This window comes from Amycolatopsis sp., assembly GCF_036008905.1.
In the GTDB taxonomy this organism is placed as follows: Bacteria; Actinomycetota; Actinomycetes; order Mycobacteriales; family Pseudonocardiaceae; genus Amycolatopsis.
The window spans coordinates 1-16,512 of sequence record NZ_DASYMU010000219.1 but is presented as its reverse complement, the minus strand read 5'-3'; the positions used below and the strand labels follow the sequence as shown (position 1 = coordinate 16,512).

The following is a 16,512-nucleotide window of genomic DNA, read 5'->3' as shown; positions in this document are numbered from 1 at the left end:
TACCTCCTGGTTAACGGGCATTGGTCGAAAAAGAGTGCGTCGGGGTGCCGAAATGCTCCGGCGTGAGCGGGCCGAACACGCTGGCCCCGTGGTCGGCGGGGCCGACCGAGCGGCGCAGCGCGCCGAAGAGCTCCCGGCCGGTGCCCGTCCAGGATGCCTCGTCGGGGGGACTGTCCACCAATTCGCGGGCCGAGAGTTCGGTCTCTTCGACCAGGACGTCGAGCGTCCCGGCGTTGGCGTCGAGGCGGACGATGTCGCCGTCGGCGATCCGCGCGAGCGGGCCACCGGTGGCGGCTTCCGGGGTGAGCTGGATGGCGGCCGGGATCTTGCCCGAGGCGCCGGACATCCGGCCGTCGGTGAGCAGCGCGACCTGGAAACCTCGGTCCATCAGCACGCCGAGCGCCGGCGTGAGGCCGTGCAGTTCCGGCATGCCGTTGGCCTGCGGGCCCTGCTGCCGGATCACGACGACGACGTCGCGCTCCAGCTCGCCGGCGGCGAAGGCCTTCGCGAAACCGTCCTGCGTGGTGAAGACCCGGGCCGGGGCCTGGACCACCCGATGCTCGGGAGCCACCGCGGAGACCTTGATCACCGCGCGGCCGAGATTGCCCGCGACCATGCGGAGACCGCCGTCCGCGGCGAACGGCCGGTCCGCCGGACGCAGCACGTCCTCGTCTAGGCTCTTGGTCGGCACTTCGCGCCAGACCAAGCCGTCGCCGTCGAGGATCGGCTCCTGCCGGTAGCGGTGCAGCCCGTCTCCGGCGACCGTGCGGACGTCCTCGTGGAGGTAACCGGCGTCGAGCAGGGTGCCGATCAGGAACTGGAGCCCGCCCGCGGCGTGGAAGTGGTTGATGTCCGCGCTGCCGTTCGGGTACACCTGCGCGAGCAGCGGGACCACGGCCGAGAGCTCGGAGAAGTCGTCCCAGGTCAGCTGGATGCCCGCGGCCGCGGCGATGGCGACCAGGTGCAGTGTGTGGTTGGTCGAACCGCCGGTGGCGAGCAGCGCGACCACGCCGTTGACCACGGCCTTCTCGTCGATGACCTCGGCCAGCGGGGTGTACGGCTCGCCCCGCGAGATCTCGACGATCCGGCGGCCCGCCTCTTCGGTGAGCGCGCGCCGCAGCGGGGTGTTCGGGTGCACGAAGCTGGCGCCCGGCAGGTGCAGGCCCATCACCTCGACGACCATCTGGTTCGAGTTGGCCGTGCCGTAGAAGGTGCACGTCCCGGCCGAGTGGTACGACGCCGATTCCGCCTCGAGCAGGTCCTCGCGGGTGGCGAGGCCCTCCGCGTACAGCTGGCGGATACGGGCCTTTTCCTTGTTCGGCAGCCCGGAGTTCATCGGCCCGGCGGGCACGAGGATCGCCGGGAGGTGGCCGAACGACAACGCGCCGATCAGCATGCCCGGGACGATCTTGTCGCAGACGCCGAGCAGCAGCGTGCCGTCGAACATGTCGTGCGAGAGCGCGACGGCGGTGGCCATCGCGATCACCTCGCGGCTGAAGAGGGACAGCTCCATGCCGGGGCGGCCCTGCGTGACGCCGTCGCACATGGCGGGCACGCCGCCGGCGAACTGCGCGACCCCGCCCGCGCCGCGGACCGAGACCTTGAGCCAGTCCGGGTACTCCTTCAGCGGCTGGTGCGCGGAAAGCATGTCGTTGTACGACGAGACGATCGCGACGCCCGGCATCCGCATGGCACGCAGGGCTTCCCTGTCGGTGCCTTCGAAAGCGGCGAAACCGTGGGCGAGGTTGCTGCAGGCGAGGCCGCGGCGGACCGGGCCCTCGGCGTGCGCGGCGGCGGTCCGGTCGAGATACGCGGCCCGGGTGGCGGCACTGCGCTCGGCGATACGGGCGGTCACCGCGGCGACCGCGGGGTGGATCTTGGCGTGGTGGTCAGTACGGGTAGAGCTCATTTGGTGTCTCCGGCTCGGATCACTGGTGAGTGGTGGTCCGGCGGACGGCAACACTGGCGTCGCTGGGTCGTGACACTCGACACGGTACCCGGAGAACCGACCAGTATCAAAATCGATTCAGAAGATCTTCGAACGTGACCCCGATCACGCCCGAAACGCTGGGTGTGCTACTTGTCACAGTGCACACGGCACGGCAGAGTCGGTAGTGCACCCGGAACCCACCATCCGGCTCTGCCGACGAACGACTCGGAGGTTAGCGATGTCCACCACCGAAATCACGGAGCTTCGTCGAACTATCGGGCAGCTCAGGCAATGCGTGGGCGCGTTGCGCGCCCGGTACGGCGACGCGTCCGCGGTCCGCAGGCTCGCGAACGACGTCGAGCGACTCGACATCGACGCCGCCGAGCTCGACGCGGCCGTCCCTCCCGTGCCCGCCCAGGCGAAAGCCGCGGACAGAGTCGTCGTCCCGGACACCCCGTACGACCCCGCGCTCTGGCACGGGGCCGACGATGAGGGTGTCGGCGGCTACAAGCGCGACCAACGGTGAGCGCGCCTGCCGGCAACGAAGCCGGCCAGGCGAGCACCGGAGTACACGCACCGTCGAGGGCCAGCATCTCGCAGCGCACGCTGCGCACCGATCGCTGGTGGTTGTCGCCACTCCTGACCACGTTGGGATTGGCCACTTTCGTCGTTTACGCGACGATCCGCTCCTTTGTGCGCACGGCGTACTGGGTGCCGGAATACCACTATCTGACGCCGTTCTATTCCCCGTGTCTCAGTGATTCCTGTGTTGCCGGCTCGTCGCATTTCGGGACGCCGTTCGGTGAACTGCCCGGAATCATTCCGCTCGGCTTCGTCGTATTGCCTTTCCTACTCGGTTTCCGGCTGACCTGTTACTACTACCGCAAGGCGTATTACCGCTCGGTGTGGATGTCGCCACCGGCCTGCGCGGTGGCCGAGCCGCACGCGAAGTACACCGGTGAGACGCGGCTCCCGCTGATCATCCAGAACGTGCACCGGTACTTCTTCTATGTGGCGCTGGTGGTTTCGCTCATCAACACCTACGACGCGATCATGGCGTTCCATGGTTCCGGTGGCGGGTTCGGGTTCGGGCTTGGCAACGTCGTGTTGCTCGTCAACGTGGTGCTGCTCTGGGCGTACACCCTTTCCTGTCATTCGTGCCGTCATGTCACGGGTGGCCGGCTGAAACATTTCTCGAAGCATCCTGTCCGCTATTGGATCTGGACGCAGGTGACGAAACTCAACACCCGGCACATGGGACTCGCGTGGACCACGCTCGCCACCCTGACACTCACGGATCTTTACGTGATGCTCGTGGCCAGTGGGGCGATCACGGACCTCCGTTTTATTAATTAAGGATCGAATATCTTGACAAGGGCGTCAACAGAGGTGGCTATTTCATGACCGAGGTCGAACGGCACAACTACGACGTGGTGGTGATCGGTGCCGGTGGTGCCGGCCTGCGTGCGGTCATCGAAGCCAGGGAACAGGGCTTCAGCGTCGCAGTGGTGTGCAAATCGTTGTTCGGCAAGGCGCATACGGTCATGGCCGAAGGCGGCTGTGCGGCGTCGATGGGCAATGCCAACGAGAACGACAACTGGATGGTCCATTTCAAGGACACCATGCGCGGTGGCAAGTTCCTGAACAACTGGCGCATGGCGGAACTGCACGCCAAGGAGGCGCCGGACCGCGTCTGGGAACTGGAGACCTACGGCGCGTTGTTCGACCGCACCAAGGACGGCCGGATCAGCCAGCGCAACTTCGGTGGCCACACCTACCCGCGGCTCGCGCATGTCGGTGACCGCACCGGTCTCGAACTGATCCGCACCATGCAGCAGAAGATCGTTTCGCTGCAGCAAGAAGATTTCGCCGCCACCGGCGACTACGAAGCCCGGATCAAGGTCTTCGCCGAGTGCACGGTCACCGAGCTGCTCACCACCGACGGCCGGATCTCCGGTGCCTTCGGCTACTGGCGCGAGACCGGCCGGTTCATCCTGTTCGAGTCGCCGGCTGTGGTGCTGGCGACCGGCGGGATCGGCAAGTCGTTCAAGGTCACCTCGAACTCGTGGGAGTACACCGGCGACGGCCACGCGCTCGCGCTGCGGGCCGGGGCGAACCTGATCAACATGGAGTTCGTGCAGTTCCACCCGACGGGCATGGTCTGGCCGCCGAGTGTGAAGGGCATCCTGGTCACCGAAGGCGTTCGCGGTGACGGTGGCGTGCTCAAGAACAACGAGGGCAAGCGCTTCATGTTCGAGTACGTGCCTGACGTCTTCAAGGGCCAGTACGCGGAAAGCGAGGAAGAAGCCGACCGCTGGTACGAGGACCAGGAGAACAACCGGCGCACCCCGGACCTCCTGCCGCGCGACGAGGTCGCCCGCGCGATCAACTCCGAAGTCAAGGCAGGCCGTGGTTCCCCGCACGGCGGGGTGTTCCTGGACATCGCGAGCCGGCTGCCGGTCGAGGAGATCAAGAAGCGGCTGCCGTCGATGTACCACCAGTTCAAGGAACTGGCCGACGTCGACATCACCGCCGAGCCGATGGAAGTCGGCCCGACGTGTCATTACGTGATGGGCGGCATCGAGGTCGACCCGGACACCGCCGCCGCGAGCGTGCCGGGACTGTTCGCCGCCGGTGAGTGCTCCGGCGGGATGCACGGTTCCAACCGCCTCGGCGGGAACTCGCTGTCGGACCTGCTGGTGTTCGGCCGCCGCGCGGGTCTCGGCGCGGCGAAGTACGTGGGCGACCTGACCGATCGGCCCGTGGTCTCACAGTCCGATGTGGACGCCGCCGGCAAGATGGCGCTCGCGCCGTTCGACCCGCCCGCTTCCGGCGTCGAGGAAAACCCGTACACTCTGCACACCGAGCTGCAGCAGTCGATGAACGACCTCGTCGGCATCATCCGCAAGGCCGAGGAGATCGAAAAGGCGCTGGCGAAGCTCGAGGAGATCAAGAAGCGGATCCTGCAGGTCACCGTCGAGGGTCACCGGCAGTTCAACCCCGGCTGGCATCTCGCTGTCGACCTCCGGAACATGCTGCTGGTCAGCGAGTGTGTCGCCCAGGCCGCGCTGAAACGCACCGAAAGCCGCGGCGGGCACACGCGTGACGACCATCCGGGCATGGATGCCCAGTGGCGCAACAGGTTGCTCGTCTGCAGTGTCGGCGGCGGGGACAACCCGGTGGTGCCCGAGGTGACGATCGAAGTGAAGCCCCAGGAGCCCATGCGGGGCGACCTGATGGCGCTGTTCGACCTTCCCGAGGTGGAGAAGTACTACACCGAGACCGAACTGGCCGGCCACCCCGGGAGGAAGTCATGACGTACAAGGCGAGCTTCCGAGTCTGGCGCGGCGACGTCGACGGCGGCGATCTGCGGGACTACAAGGTCGAGGTGAACGAGGGCGAGGTCGTCCTCGACATCATCCACCGCCTGCAGGCCACCCAGGCGTCCGATCTCGCGGTGCGCTGGAACTGCAAGGCTGGCAAATGCGGTTCGTGCTCGGCCGAGATCAACGGCAAGCCGCGGCTGCTGTGCATGACCCGCATGTCGACCTTCGCCGAGGACGAGGTCGTCACGGTGACGCCGATGCGGACCTTCCCGGTGATCCGCGACCTGGTCACCGACGTGTCCTTCAACTACACCAAGGCGCGCGAGGTCCAGTCGTTCACGCCGCCCGCGGAGCTCAAGCCCGGCGAGTACCGGATGCAGCAGGTCGACGTCGAGCGCTCGCAGGAGTTCCGCAAGTGCATCGAATGCTTCCTGTGCCAGAACACCTGTCACGTGGTGCGCGACCACGAGGAGAACAAGGAGTCCTTCTCCGGGCCGCGCTATCTGATGCGGATCGCCGAACTGGAGATGCACCCGCTGGACCAGGCGGACCGGCGTGACGTGGCGCAGGACGAGCACGGACTCGGGCTGTGCAACATCACCAAGTGCTGCACCGACGTGTGCCCGGAAGGCATCCACATCACCGACAACGCGCTGATCCCGATGAAGGAGCGCGTCGCCGACCGGCGGTACGACCCGATCGTCTGGCTGGGCAACAAACTCTTCCGGCGAGGCTGATGTGACGGGGGCACTTTCTCGCTAAAGTGCCCCCAGTTTCGTGCTGTAGACGGCGAAAGTGGGCGAGGTCAGCAGGTCACCAGAACTCTTCGCCGCGTTCCTCAAGCGCCGCACCAGGAACCTCAACCGGGTGCCGCCGGAGGTCGGTGAACCCGCCGCGTGCCAACGGCGGGTCGGCCAGGGCGTGGACCTGCCAGCTCTCGCGCCCCTCGGACTCGCCGGTCCGCGCGAGTGTCATGCCGTAGGGCGCATAGCGCGCCAGGACTTCCCTGTCGACATCCGGGTTGGGGACGAGCACGACGAGTGTGCCGCGGTCAGGTTCGCGGCGAGACCGGCCAGCATCTCGTCCAGCGCGGTTTCCCCGGCCGCGTAGCCCAGCAGCCAGACAGCGGTGACGACGTCGAACGAGCCCATCCTCGGCAGCCGCACGGCGTCGTAGAGCTCGTAGGAGATCCCCAGCGGATCCCGCTCTTCAACCCGTTGCGCGTACGCGACCATCTCCGACGACGAGTCGACACCGGCGACCCGTCGCGCGCCGGCGTTCCGGAAGAGCGTGGCCTGCTCGGCGAGTCCGACCGGGAGTCGCTGAGTGACACGCCACATTTGCCCTTCTCATCAATAAGTGTGACCTGCTTGACATCGGATCATGATCGACTTAACGTCGAAACTGTTGGAAATTTATCCACATCCTGTGGGGGATGTACGAGGGACAGGAATGAGGGGCAATTTGTGACGTGAGGAATCAAAAAAGTCGGTGCGGGATTGGCCGTGGCCGCCATGGTCGCGACGACCGGAGTGGCACAAGCTTCACCGGCCGGTGTCGCGGGCGGGAATTACGGGGAGTGCGGCGTTCTGCCGGTGTCCGACAACTGTTACATCGAAGCGCCGGGCTTTCCCGGCGGCACCGTGATGGTCGACGTCGACGTCATTCCTTCGCCAGGGGGAGAGGATTTCGAGAACCATTTCGATCTCACCGCACCCGGTCAAATCGGTCTCTGCAGGGCGCAGTTCAAAGCCGGAGCGCCTAACTGGACCTGGTGGTGTGAGCGGGTGAATGCGGGCACGTTGCAGTTGAACGTGCGGAAGCGTGACAACGAAGCCGTCAAGATGGCGATCAGGTGGTAACGATGCGGATAGCACGCTTGACGGTTTCCGCGGTGCTCGCCGCCGTTCTTTCGATCGCGCTCCCGGCAACAGGTTCGGCGAGTGTGCCCGTTCCCTGTACGCCACCGGGACCAAGCGCCGGTCAGGAAACACAGCTGATCCTGGTGTCCACCAACAGTTCCACGTGTACCGTTCTGCGGCTCATCGCGAAGCTGAACCTGGGTAGCGAGGCGCAGGGGCATTTCCAGTTCTTCGGCCCGTTCGGCCCCATCGCCACCAGCCCGGATAAGTTCTGGAGTTCGGGCGAGCAATACCGGTACGACGTGAATCAGGTGACCGGCGGAAATCACCTGTGGTGCGTGGATTTCTGGATGCCGAGCGGGGGTGGTTGGGTCCGCCACGGCGAACCCAACTGCGTCGGATTCTGACAATCACCTTGGGGTGAAACGAAAAGAGGGGCGTCATCGCGGTCTATCGCGGTGACGCCCCTCTGCCTAGCCGGTTCGAAACAGCTAAACGGCCCGGCCGGTGACCGAGTCCGCACCGGCCGCCACGGCGATCGGATCGGGCGCGTCGCCCAGGGGCTTGGCACCTCGCGGGGCCTTCTTGCGCCGCGAGAGCTTGCGTTCCAGGTACGAGGCGAACGTCGTGAGAATCAGGTTCAGCACGATGTAGATGATCGCGACCACGATCAGCGTCGGGATCGTGTTCCCGAAGTTGGCCGTGATCGGGCCGGAGCCGCGGATCAACTCGTCGTAGCCGATGGTCAGCTGCCCTGCCAGCGCGGTGTCCTTGAGGATGACCACGAGCTGGCTGACCAGTGCCGGCAGCATCAGGGTGATGGCCTGCGGGAGCAGGACGTTCACCATGGTCTGGGTCTTGCGCAGACCCAGCGCCGACGACGCCTCGGCCTGGCCACGCGGGAGCGACGAGATACCCGCGCGGAACACCTCGGCCAGTACGGAACCGTTGTACAGCACCAAGCCGGTGACCGCCGCGAACAGCGGCCGGATGTCCGCCGCGATGTCGGTGTAGTAGGCGTAGAGCGAAGCCGCAAACACCATCAGCAGCAGTACCGGGATCGCCCGGAAGAACTCGACGATGGCGCCGGCCGGAATCCGGATCCACCGATGCTCGGACATCCGGCCGATACCCAGCAGAGCCCCGATCGGCAAGGCGATCACAATGGACAGTGCCGCGGCCTTGAGCGTGTTGACCAGACCAGGAAGCAGGAACTGGGTCCAGGTGGAACCCTCGATGAAGGGCTTCCAGAGCGCGCCCGCCCACTGGCCCTTGCCGTCGAAACCGGTGTAGATGAACCATGCCACCAGGAGCAGCACCAGCGCGAAGAGCACGCTCAGGAGCATGTTCCGCACCCTGGCCTTCGGCCCGGGAGCGTCATAGAGAACGTTCTGGGCACTCATCGCTTGACCTCGACCTTCTTGGCGATCCAGCCCATGAGCAGGCCCAGCGGGAGGACCAGGGCGACAAAGACGGCCGCGAACACGAGGAACACCAGGAACAGGGAGTCCGACTCGTTTTCGACCATGGTGGACATCAGCAGCGACGCCTCCGCGACACCGATGATGGCGGCCACCGTGGTGTTCTTGAGCAACGCGATGAGCACGTTGGCCAGCGGGGCTATCACCGAGCGGAACGCCTGCGGTAGAACGATGATGCGCAGCACCTGGAAGAAGGTCAGGCCGAGCGCGCGAGCCGCTTCGGCTTGGCCCACCGGCACCGTGTTGATACCCGAACGGATCGACTCGCAGACGAACGTCGCCGTGTAGGCGATGAAGCCGAGGATGGCCAGCCGGAACGAGTTGTCCGCCAACGAAGTCGAGGACTCCGACGAGGCGAGCTGGATACCCAGCGTCGAGGACAGGCCCAGCGAGGTGAACAGGATGATCACCGTCAACGGCGTGTTCCGGAAGACGTTCACGTAGACCGTGCCGAACCCGCGCATGATCGGGACCGGGCTGACCCGCATCCCGGCCAGGATGGTGCCCCAGATCATGGCGCCGATCGCGGAAAAGAACGTGAGCTTGATCGTCATCCAGAACGATTCGACTAAGTTGTAGTCCGGGTTGTTGAGGAAATCGAACACTTTGTTCAACCCTAGCCTCGGTATGGGAACGGTGCGCCGCGCAGCGCACGGCACACCGTTCTCTGGTTTACGTCTGACTGGTTGTTACGGCTGCAGGGCCGGAACCTCGGGGATCTTGTAGCCCGACGGGCCGACGTTCTTCTCGAGGGCCGCCTTCCAGCTGCCGTCCTGCTGCATCTTCGTGATGGCCGCGTTGATCGCGGTGCGGCTCTCGTTGTCGTCCTTCTTCAGGCCGACGCCGTAGTTCTCGGTGGTGAAACCCTTGCCGACGAGCTTCAGCTTGCCGGGCTGCTGGGCGGCGTAACCGGCGAGGATCACGTCGTCCGTCGTCATCGCGTCCACTTCACCGTTGAGCAGCGAGGTCACGCAGTCGGTGTACTTGCCGCGTTCCTGGAGCTGGACATCCTTGGCGTACTTGTCCTTGATGTTCTGCGCCGGGGTGGAACCCTTGACCGAGCAGAGCTTCTTGTTGCCGGTCAGCGACTCGGGGCCGGTGATGTCGGTGTTGTCCGCGCGGACGAGCAGGTCCTGCTTCGCCACGAAGTACGGGCCCGCGAAGGAGACGTCGTTCTTGCGCTTGTCGGTGATCGAGTAGGTGGCGACGATGAGGTCGACCTCGCCCTTCTTGATCAGGTCCTCACGCTGCGCCGACTGCGCTTCCTTCCAGGTGATGCCCGCCGCGTCGACGCCGAGCTCCTTGGCGATGTACGTCGCCACGTCGACGTCGAAACCGGCGTACTTGCCGTCAGGGGTCTTCAGTCCGAGGCCAGGCTGGTCGAACTTGATGCCGATGGTCAGCTTCTTGCTGTCCTTCGCCTTCGCGACGAGGTTCGTCGCGCTACTGCCGCTGCTCGAGGAATTGCTGCCCCCGCCACAAGCGGCCAGGGCCAGGCCCGCCGCCGCGACGACCGCGCTGACGCGCAGAACTCGGCTAAACCGCATAACTTCTGGTTCCTTCCAATTTGTCCTCACCCGTTGTGGGTATGTTTCCACCGGGTAAAAATAATGTCAGTGGGTCAGGATCTTGCCGAGGAAGTCCTTGGCGCGATCGGACTTCGGCTTCGTGAAGAACTCGTCCGGAGTGGTGTCCTCGACGATTTCCCCGTCCGCCATGAACACCACTCGGTGCGCGGCGCGGCGGGCGAAGCCCATTTCGTGGGTGACGACGAGCATGGTCATGCCGTCCTTGGCCAGGCCGGTCATCACGTCCAGCACTTCCTGGACCATTTCGGGGTCCAATGCGGACGTCGGCTCGTCGAACAGCATCACCTTGGGGCGCATGGCCAATGCCCTGGCGATCGCGACACGTTGCTGCTGCCCGCCCGAAAGCTGGGCGGGGTACTTGTCGGCCTGGCTGGCGATGCCGACCCTTTCGAGCAGCTCCATCGCCGTCTTGCGGGCTTCGGCCCCGCTGACCTTGCGGACCTTCTGCGGCGCGAGCATCACGTTTTCGACGATGGTCTTGTGTGCGAACAGGTTGAACGACTGGAAGACCATGCCGACGTCGGCGCGCAGGGCCGCGAGGGCCTTGCCTTCCGAAGGCAGCGTCTGGCCGTCCACGTGGATCTCACCCGAATTGATGGGTTCGAGCCGGTTGATCGCCCGGCACAACGTCGACTTGCCGGAACCAGAAGGCCCGAGTACGACGACCACCTGGCCTCGAGGCACCTCGAGGTTGATCTCCTTGAGCACATGCAGATCGCCGAAGTACTTGTTCACGGCGGCCGCCTTGATCATCGGCGGGGCCGTCGGCGCGGCGGTCATCTAGCCTCCACGAGCGTTTTCTAACCGGTTTTGTGTCAAAGTAGCGAGCACGTTGGCGGAAACCTACTCCCGCCGAACACGTTGTACAGCCCGCTTGAGCAATACTTAGGGTTTCAACTGTGTCACACGATCACCTGGTGCACGATCGGACACGCGTGCACGGGGCGGAGGGGCAAACGTGCGGGTACTGCTCGTGGAGGACGACGACCGGGTCGCAGGTGCGCTCACACCGGCATTGGCGCGCCGCGGCCTGGCGATCAAGCGATTGGCGTCGGGGGCCGGTGTGCTCGATCGAGTGCACGAGGTCGACGTCGTACTGCTTGACCTGGGCCTTCCCGATATCGACGGGATGGTGCTGTGCCGTCAGATCCGGGCCGTCAGCGACGTCGCGGTGATCGTCGTGTCCGCGCGGGGCGAGGTGGACGATCGCATCATGGGATTGCGGGCCGGAGCGGACGATTACCTGGTCAAGCCCTATGACGTCGACGAATTGGTCGCCAGGGTCGAGGCAGTGCGCCGAAGGCGGGTCGAACGCATCGCGGCGGCCACGCCGGCGTCGGCGGGAGTGGTGAATCTCGGGGACGTACGGGTTGACTTGGACCGGCACGAGGTCACGGTGAGTGATCGAGTCGTGGCGCTGTCCCGCAAGGAGTTCCAGGTGCTCGCGCTCATCGTCATGGCGCGCGGGTCGGTCTGCACCCGCGACCACGTGCTCAACGAGGTGTGGGGGCGGTCGGGTCCGGCGGAGAGCCGTTCGCTCGATGTCCATGTCGCCACGCTGCGGACCAAGATCGCCCGGCCGGCACTCGTGGAGACCGTGCGCGGCGTCGGTTACCGGCTCGCCGCCGCGCCGGACGAGCTCTAGCCGATGCGGGTCCGACTGCAGGGAATCGTCCTGTCGCTGGTCGCGCTGCTCGTGTTCGGCCTCGGCGTGCCGCTCGCGCTCACCGTCGCGGCCGGGCTGAACCAGACGCTCTTCCTCGACAGGCTGACCGACACCTCCAGGTTCGCCTCGCTCGCGCAGCGGCAGCTCGTGAACAACCAGCAGTCGCAGCTCGACAGCGAATTGCGGCGCTATGCCGAGGTGTACGGCGCTTCCGCCATGGTGCTCAACCAGGACGGCGAGCCGTCGTCGACGTCGGCGGAGGAGGGTGCCCGGCCGCCGTTCGATCTGGCCGACCCGAAGATCGCCTCGTCGGTCCGTGCCGCGCTCGCCGGACGCCGCTCCGAACCCGGCGCGTTGCTGACGCCGTGGGACTCCCAGTCGATGGTGCTGGCCGAACCGGTCCTGATCGACGGTGAGGTCCGCGGCGCGGTCGTCACGGTCTCGCCCACCACCGGCGCGCGGACGGAGCTGCTGTTGTGGTGGCTGCTGCTCACGGCGGGCGGTGCGCTCGCCTTCGGGCTGGCGCTGCTGGTCGCGCTTCCGGTGGTGCGGTGGATCCTGCGGCCGGTCCACCGGCTCGACGAGGCGACGGACTCCCTCGTCGCCGCGGTGGTCGCGGGGCGGGAAGCCGAGCGGGTCGGCGACGGCAGCGGACCACCCGAGCTGAGACAGCTGGGCCTTTCCTTCGACCGGATGGCGGCCAGCGTCGGCGAAGCGCTTGCCGCGCAACGGGCTTTCGTCGCGGACGCCTCACATCAGCTGCGCAATCCGTTGACGGCGTTGAAGCTGCGGCTCGGCATCCTCGACGGGCATGTCGACGCCGAGGCCGACGAACACCGCGAGGCGGCGGTGGCGGAGGCCGACCGGCTCAACCAGATCCTCGACGGCTTGCTGTCGATGGCCAGGGCGGAGGCCTCCGAGGGGGAACTCGTGACGGTGGACGTCGACACCTCGGTGGCCGACCGGGTCGCCGACTGGCGGGTGGTAGCCAGTGCCCGCGACGTCGGCCTCGAAACCAGCGGGCTCGGCGAGGGCATCCAGGCGCTCGCCCCGCCGCGGGGAGTAGAGGTCGTCCTGGACGCCTTGCTCGACAACGCGCTCAAGTTCAGCGGGCCGGGCAGTGTCGTCGAGGTTTCGCTCAAGACCGATGATTCCCGGGTCACCCTCGCCGTCCGGGACCACGGCCCCGGCCTGCGTCCCGACGAACTGGAGCGGGCCGCGGACCGGTTCTGGCGCAGCTCCGCGCATCAGAACGTGACCGGCTCCGGCCTCGGACTGGCGATCGTCACCCAGGTCGCGGCAAGGGCCGGTGGCGAAGCGCGGCTGGACCTGCCCGACGGTGGCGGCCTGCGGGTGACCGTCGAGCTGCCCCTCAAGGCTTGATACTCCGGTAGTACCGCAGCGCGCCCGGATGCAGCTCCAGCGGCGCGGTTTCGATGGCCGGGCGCACGTCGATCGACAGCGCGGCCCGGTTCGCCGCGACCAGCCTGGGGCGGGCGTCGAACAGCCCGCGCACCAGTGCCTCCGCCTCGTCGTCGGACATCGCCGAGGAGACCAGCAGGAAGTTGGACACGATCAGCGTCGTGACCGGCTTGCTGTTTTCGAGCTGGTAGGTCGACGCCGGGATGGTCGCGGTGCGGTAGACCTCGTTCTCCCGCAGCAGCTGCGGGAGGACGTCGCCGATGTCGACCAGCCGCAGTTTGGTCGTCGCGTTCTTGTCGACGATCGCCTTCGTCGGCAGGCCGCCGGACCAGAAGACGGCGTCGACCTGGTTGAGCTCCAGCTGGTTGAGCGCGTCGGTCAGCCCGAGATTGACGTGGTCGACGTCGTCGTACGAGCCGAGCCCGGTCGTGACGAGCTTCCTCGCGATCACCTCGACCCCGGAGTCCGGCGAGCCGACCGCGACCCGGCGGCCGCGCAGCATCGCGATGGAGGTGATCGGGGAGTCGTCGCGCACGACCACGTGCAGGTAGTCGTCGTAGATCCGGGCGAGCGCGACGAACTTCGGTCCGGTACCGGGCTGGTTCGCGTTCGCGGCGACGTCGGCGGCGCTGAACCCGACGTCCGCCTGGCCGGTCTTGAGGCGCTGGACGTTGTCCGGCGACCCGGCGGTCATCTGCACTTCCGGCGGCTGGATGCCCATCTGGGTCGCCCACGCCGAGGCGAGCGGGGTGGCGAGCTGGTAGTAGACGCCGCCCTCGGTGCCCGCCGCGATACGCACGCGCAGGCCGTTGAAGTCGGGGCCGCAGGAGCTGAGCAGGCCGCACAGGACGAGCACCACCATCGAAAGCGCCGCGCCCCTGCTTTTGATCCCGCGCAGTCTGACCATGGGCAGATGGTGCCAGACATCGCCGCCGGATGGTCGTGCCCGGCCGGATGGAGGCCTGATGAGACGCGTAGGCTCGGATGCTGATGAACGCGCGTACTTACGAGATCCGCACCTTCGGCTGCCAGATGAATGTGCACGACTCCGAACGGCTCGCCGGTCAGCTGGAAGGCGCCGGCTACGTCCGGTCCGAAGCCGACGGCAAGCCCGACCTGATCGTGTTCAACACCTGCGCGGTCCGGGAGAACGCCGACAACAAGCTGTACGGCACCCTCGGCTCGATCCGGCCGCTGAAGAAGGCCAACCCCGATCTGCAGATAGCCGTCGGCGGCTGCCTGGCGCAGAAGGACCGCGGCGAGATCGTGAAGCGCGCGCCCTGGGTCGACGTCGTGTTCGGCACGCACAACATCGGTTCCCTGCCGACGCTGCTGGAGCGTTCGCGGCACAACGCCGAGGCGCAGGTGGAAATCCTCGAGTCGCTCGAGACGTTCCCGTCCACGCTGCCCGCGCGCCGCGAGTCCGCGTACGCCGGCTGGGTGTCGATTTCGGTGGGCTGCAACAACACCTGCACGTTCTGCATCGTGCCGGCGTTGCGCGGCAAGGAACGCGACCGGCGCCCGGGAGACGTGCTCGCCGAAGTCGAAGCGCTCGTCGCCGAGGGCGTGCTCGAAGTGACCTTGCTGGGGCAGAACGTCAATTCTTATGGCGTCGAATTCGGTGACCGGCTGGCGTTCGGCAAACTGCTGCGTGCCTGCGGCACGGTCGAGGGACTGGAGCGGGTCCGCTTCACTTCGCCGCATCCGGCCGCGTTCACCGAGGACGTCATCGACGCGATGGCCGAGACGCCGAACGTCTGCCACCAGCTGCACATGCCGCTGCAGTCCGGTTCGGACAGACTGCTCAAGGAGATGAAACGCTCCTACCGGTCCGCGAAGTACCTGGGAATCCTCGACCGCGTCCGTGAAGCGATGCCCGACGCGGCGATCACCACCGACATCATCGTGGGCTTCCCCGGCGAGACCGAAGAAGACTTCCAAGCCACGCTGGACATCGTCCGGCAGGCGCGGTTCTCCAACGCCTACACCTTCCAGTACTCCAAGCGCCCGGGCACGCCCGCCGCGGAGATGGACGGGCAGCTGCCCAAGGAAGTCGTGCAGGAGCGGTTCGAACGGCTCATCGCGCTGCAGGACGAAATGGCGTGGCTGGAGAACAAGAACCTGGTCGGTCACAAGGTCGAACTGCTGGTCGCTTCCAACGAAGGCCGTAAAGACGCCGCGACGCACCGGATGAGCGGCCGCGCGCGCGACGGCAGGCTCGTGCACTTCGCCCCGGAAGGCGCCGTCGTCGACCGCTCGGTGCGCCCCGGCGACATCGTCGAAACCGTGGTCACCTACGGCGCGCCGCACCACCTGGTGGCCGACGGCGAACTGATCTCCCACCGGCGGACCCGAGCCGGTGACAACGTCGAAGCGGGGTTGCGGCCCAAGACGAACGGTGTCGGCCTCGGGCTGCCGTCGTTCGGCGCGCCGGCCGTCCAGCCCGTGACCACGAGTGGGTGTGCGCTATGAGTGATGCCGAAGCCGTCAACAACGACTCCAGGCAGCTGGACGAGCTGGCCGCGGAGATCGACGAGGTCGGGCAGAAGGCCGCCAGGGTCGTCGAACTCGGGCGTCGTGGGTTCACGATCGCGTTGTGTACTTTCGCGCTGATCGTCGGGCAGCTGCTGCCTTGGGTCGGTGAGCATGTCGGCTGGCAGGTGCTGGTTGGGCAGGGCGGGGCGATTCCGCAGTTGTTCGCGGTGACTTCGACTGTCATCGGGGTGCTTGGGTCGGCGTTGACGCTGGCTACGCGGCGGTGGTTTTTTGCTTGGGCGTGTGCCATTGGGGGGTGGTTCGCGAGTGTTGACGGGGTGCTGGCCATTTGGTCGCAGCAGTCCTCGCATGCGAACGGCGCTGTGGGTGGCGGGCCTGGGATTGGGCTGATTATCGCGTGGATCGCGACTGTTTTTCTCGCCGTGCAGTGGATGCGGACTGCTTGGTCGCGCACGTAGCTGTGGATTAGCAGTGGTTGGGTCGTGAGGCACGGTTAGAAGCCTGTGTTTATTGGCAGGCGCGCCATCGAGTTTGCGTGACCAGGGCGTGGCATGGGTAGGTCGCTTGCGATCTGTTCGGGGGCGCCCTGCTCCCGCAACTCGGCCTTCGGCGAGCGCGCGCGGTGAAGACTCCCGCCCGTTGGGCGGACGTGAGTCGTGGTGACGGCTTTACGGACTAGAGACCGCGTGGCTGGGTGTGGGGGCATGGTCGTGAGTGCGTAACAGTGTTCTAACACTGTT

The 16,512-nt window shown here is 66.4% G+C and carries 18 protein-coding genes; 10 read left to right on the top strand and 8 right to left on the bottom strand.

The window, feature by feature from the left end:
* Positions 1 to 10 precede the first annotated feature (10 nt).
* Positions 11 to 1,909, bottom strand: a complete 1,899-nt coding sequence (gene edd, locus VGP60_RS35170) for a phosphogluconate dehydratase (RefSeq protein WP_327552504.1) — start codon at positions 1,907 to 1,909, stop codon at positions 11 to 13.
* Between the two features lie 259 nt (positions 1,910 to 2,168).
* Between edd and VGP60_RS35165 the strand changes: the two genes are divergently transcribed.
* The 4 genes from VGP60_RS35165 to VGP60_RS35150 are packed head-to-tail and all read left to right on the top strand — an operon-like array spanning position 2,169 to position 5,993.
* Positions 2,169 to 2,456: a hypothetical protein gene (locus tag VGP60_RS35165; protein WP_327552503.1), complete on the top strand. Its 288-nt coding sequence runs from the start codon at positions 2,169 to 2,171 to the stop codon at positions 2,454 to 2,456.
* Positions 2,453 to 3,286 (top strand): hypothetical protein, encoded by an 834-nt coding sequence (locus VGP60_RS35160; protein WP_327552502.1) that lies wholly within the window; start codon positions 2,453 to 2,455, stop codon positions 3,284 to 3,286. The genes VGP60_RS35165 and VGP60_RS35160 overlap by 4 nt, the downstream gene beginning before the upstream one ends.
* Before the next feature lie 44 nt (positions 3,287 to 3,330).
* Positions 3,331 to 5,247, top strand: a complete 1,917-nt coding sequence (locus tag VGP60_RS35155; RefSeq protein WP_327552501.1) for a fumarate reductase/succinate dehydrogenase flavoprotein subunit — start codon at positions 3,331 to 3,333, stop codon at positions 5,245 to 5,247.
* The gene (locus tag VGP60_RS35150; protein ID WP_327552500.1) at positions 5,244 to 5,993 is read left to right on the top strand and encodes a succinate dehydrogenase/fumarate reductase iron-sulfur subunit; all 750 of its coding nucleotides are present in this window, start codon (positions 5,244 to 5,246) and stop codon (positions 5,991 to 5,993) included. Before VGP60_RS35155 ends, VGP60_RS35150 begins: the two co-directional genes overlap by 4 nt.
* Before the next feature lie 76 nt (positions 5,994 to 6,069).
* Here VGP60_RS35150 and VGP60_RS35145 read toward each other — a convergent pair whose 3' ends face one another.
* Both VGP60_RS35145 and VGP60_RS35140 read right to left on the bottom strand, forming a co-directional pair.
* Positions 6,070 to 6,231 carry a hypothetical protein gene (locus tag VGP60_RS35145; protein ID WP_327552499.1) on the bottom strand — a complete coding sequence of 54 codons (162 nt, stop codon included), beginning with the start codon at positions 6,229 to 6,231 and terminating at the stop codon, positions 6,070 to 6,072.
* Positions 6,228 to 6,596, bottom strand: a complete 369-nt coding sequence (locus VGP60_RS35140) for a class I SAM-dependent methyltransferase (RefSeq protein ID WP_327552498.1) — start codon at positions 6,594 to 6,596, stop codon at positions 6,228 to 6,230. The genes VGP60_RS35145 and VGP60_RS35140 overlap by 4 nt, the downstream gene beginning before the upstream one ends.
* Positions 6,597 to 6,761: 165 nt before the next feature.
* Between VGP60_RS35140 and VGP60_RS35135 the strand changes: the two genes are divergently transcribed.
* Entirely contained in the window at positions 6,762 to 7,118 is a 357-nt protein-coding gene (locus tag VGP60_RS35135) for a hypothetical protein (protein ID WP_327552497.1), read from the top strand.
* 17 nt (positions 7,119 to 7,135) lie between these two features.
* On the top strand, positions 7,136 to 7,525 hold the full coding sequence (locus tag VGP60_RS35130) for a hypothetical protein (protein WP_327552496.1): 390 nt from the start codon (positions 7,136 to 7,138) through the stop codon (positions 7,523 to 7,525).
* Between the two features lie 84 nt (positions 7,526 to 7,609).
* Here VGP60_RS35130 and VGP60_RS35125 read toward each other — a convergent pair whose 3' ends face one another.
* The 4 genes from VGP60_RS35125 to VGP60_RS35110 form a co-directional block, all read right to left on the bottom strand.
* Positions 7,610 to 8,521 carry an amino acid ABC transporter permease gene (locus VGP60_RS35125; RefSeq protein ID WP_327552495.1) on the bottom strand — a complete coding sequence of 304 codons (912 nt, stop codon included), beginning with the start codon at positions 8,519 to 8,521 and terminating at the stop codon, positions 7,610 to 7,612.
* Complete coding sequence (locus VGP60_RS35120; protein WP_414640455.1) at positions 8,518 to 9,213, bottom strand: amino acid ABC transporter permease; 696 nt, start codon at positions 9,211 to 9,213, stop codon at positions 8,518 to 8,520. The genes VGP60_RS35125 and VGP60_RS35120 overlap by 4 nt, the downstream gene beginning before the upstream one ends.
* Positions 9,214 to 9,288: 75 nt before the next feature.
* Positions 9,289 to 10,146, bottom strand: coding sequence for a glutamate ABC transporter substrate-binding protein (locus VGP60_RS35115; RefSeq protein WP_327552493.1), 858 nt, complete (start codon positions 10,144 to 10,146; stop codon positions 9,289 to 9,291).
* A gap of 66 nt (positions 10,147 to 10,212) precedes the next feature.
* Positions 10,213 to 10,941: an amino acid ABC transporter ATP-binding protein gene (locus tag VGP60_RS35110; RefSeq protein ID WP_327552573.1), complete on the bottom strand. Its 729-nt coding sequence runs from the start codon at positions 10,939 to 10,941 to the stop codon at positions 10,213 to 10,215.
* Positions 10,942 to 11,146: 205 nt separating this feature from the next.
* Here VGP60_RS35110 and VGP60_RS35105 point away from each other — a divergent pair, with 205 nt between their 5' ends.
* Positions 11,147 to 11,833, top strand: coding sequence for a response regulator transcription factor (locus VGP60_RS35105; RefSeq protein ID WP_327552492.1), 687 nt, complete (start codon positions 11,147 to 11,149; stop codon positions 11,831 to 11,833).
* Between the two features lie 3 nt (positions 11,834 to 11,836).
* Positions 11,837 to 13,237 (top strand): HAMP domain-containing sensor histidine kinase, encoded by a 1,401-nt coding sequence (locus VGP60_RS35100; RefSeq protein ID WP_327552491.1) that lies wholly within the window; start codon positions 11,837 to 11,839, stop codon positions 13,235 to 13,237.
* On the opposite strand, the gene VGP60_RS35095 is transcribed toward VGP60_RS35100, so the two are convergent.
* On the bottom strand, positions 13,227 to 14,183 hold the full coding sequence (locus VGP60_RS35095; protein WP_327552490.1) for a TAXI family TRAP transporter solute-binding subunit: 957 nt from the start codon (positions 14,181 to 14,183) through the stop codon (positions 13,227 to 13,229). The genes VGP60_RS35100 and VGP60_RS35095 overlap by 11 nt on opposite strands.
* Positions 14,184 to 14,266: 83 nt before the next feature.
* Between VGP60_RS35095 and miaB the strand changes: the two genes are divergently transcribed.
* Both miaB and VGP60_RS35085 read left to right on the top strand, forming a co-directional pair.
* Positions 14,267 to 15,748 carry a tRNA (N6-isopentenyl adenosine(37)-C2)-methylthiotransferase MiaB gene (gene miaB, locus VGP60_RS35090; RefSeq protein WP_327552489.1) on the top strand — a complete coding sequence of 494 codons (1,482 nt, stop codon included), beginning with the start codon at positions 14,267 to 14,269 and terminating at the stop codon, positions 15,746 to 15,748.
* Complete coding sequence (locus VGP60_RS35085) at positions 15,745 to 16,230, top strand: hypothetical protein (RefSeq protein WP_327552488.1); 486 nt, start codon at positions 15,745 to 15,747, stop codon at positions 16,228 to 16,230. Before miaB ends, VGP60_RS35085 begins: the two co-directional genes overlap by 4 nt.
* Positions 16,231 to 16,512 lie beyond the last annotated feature (282 nt).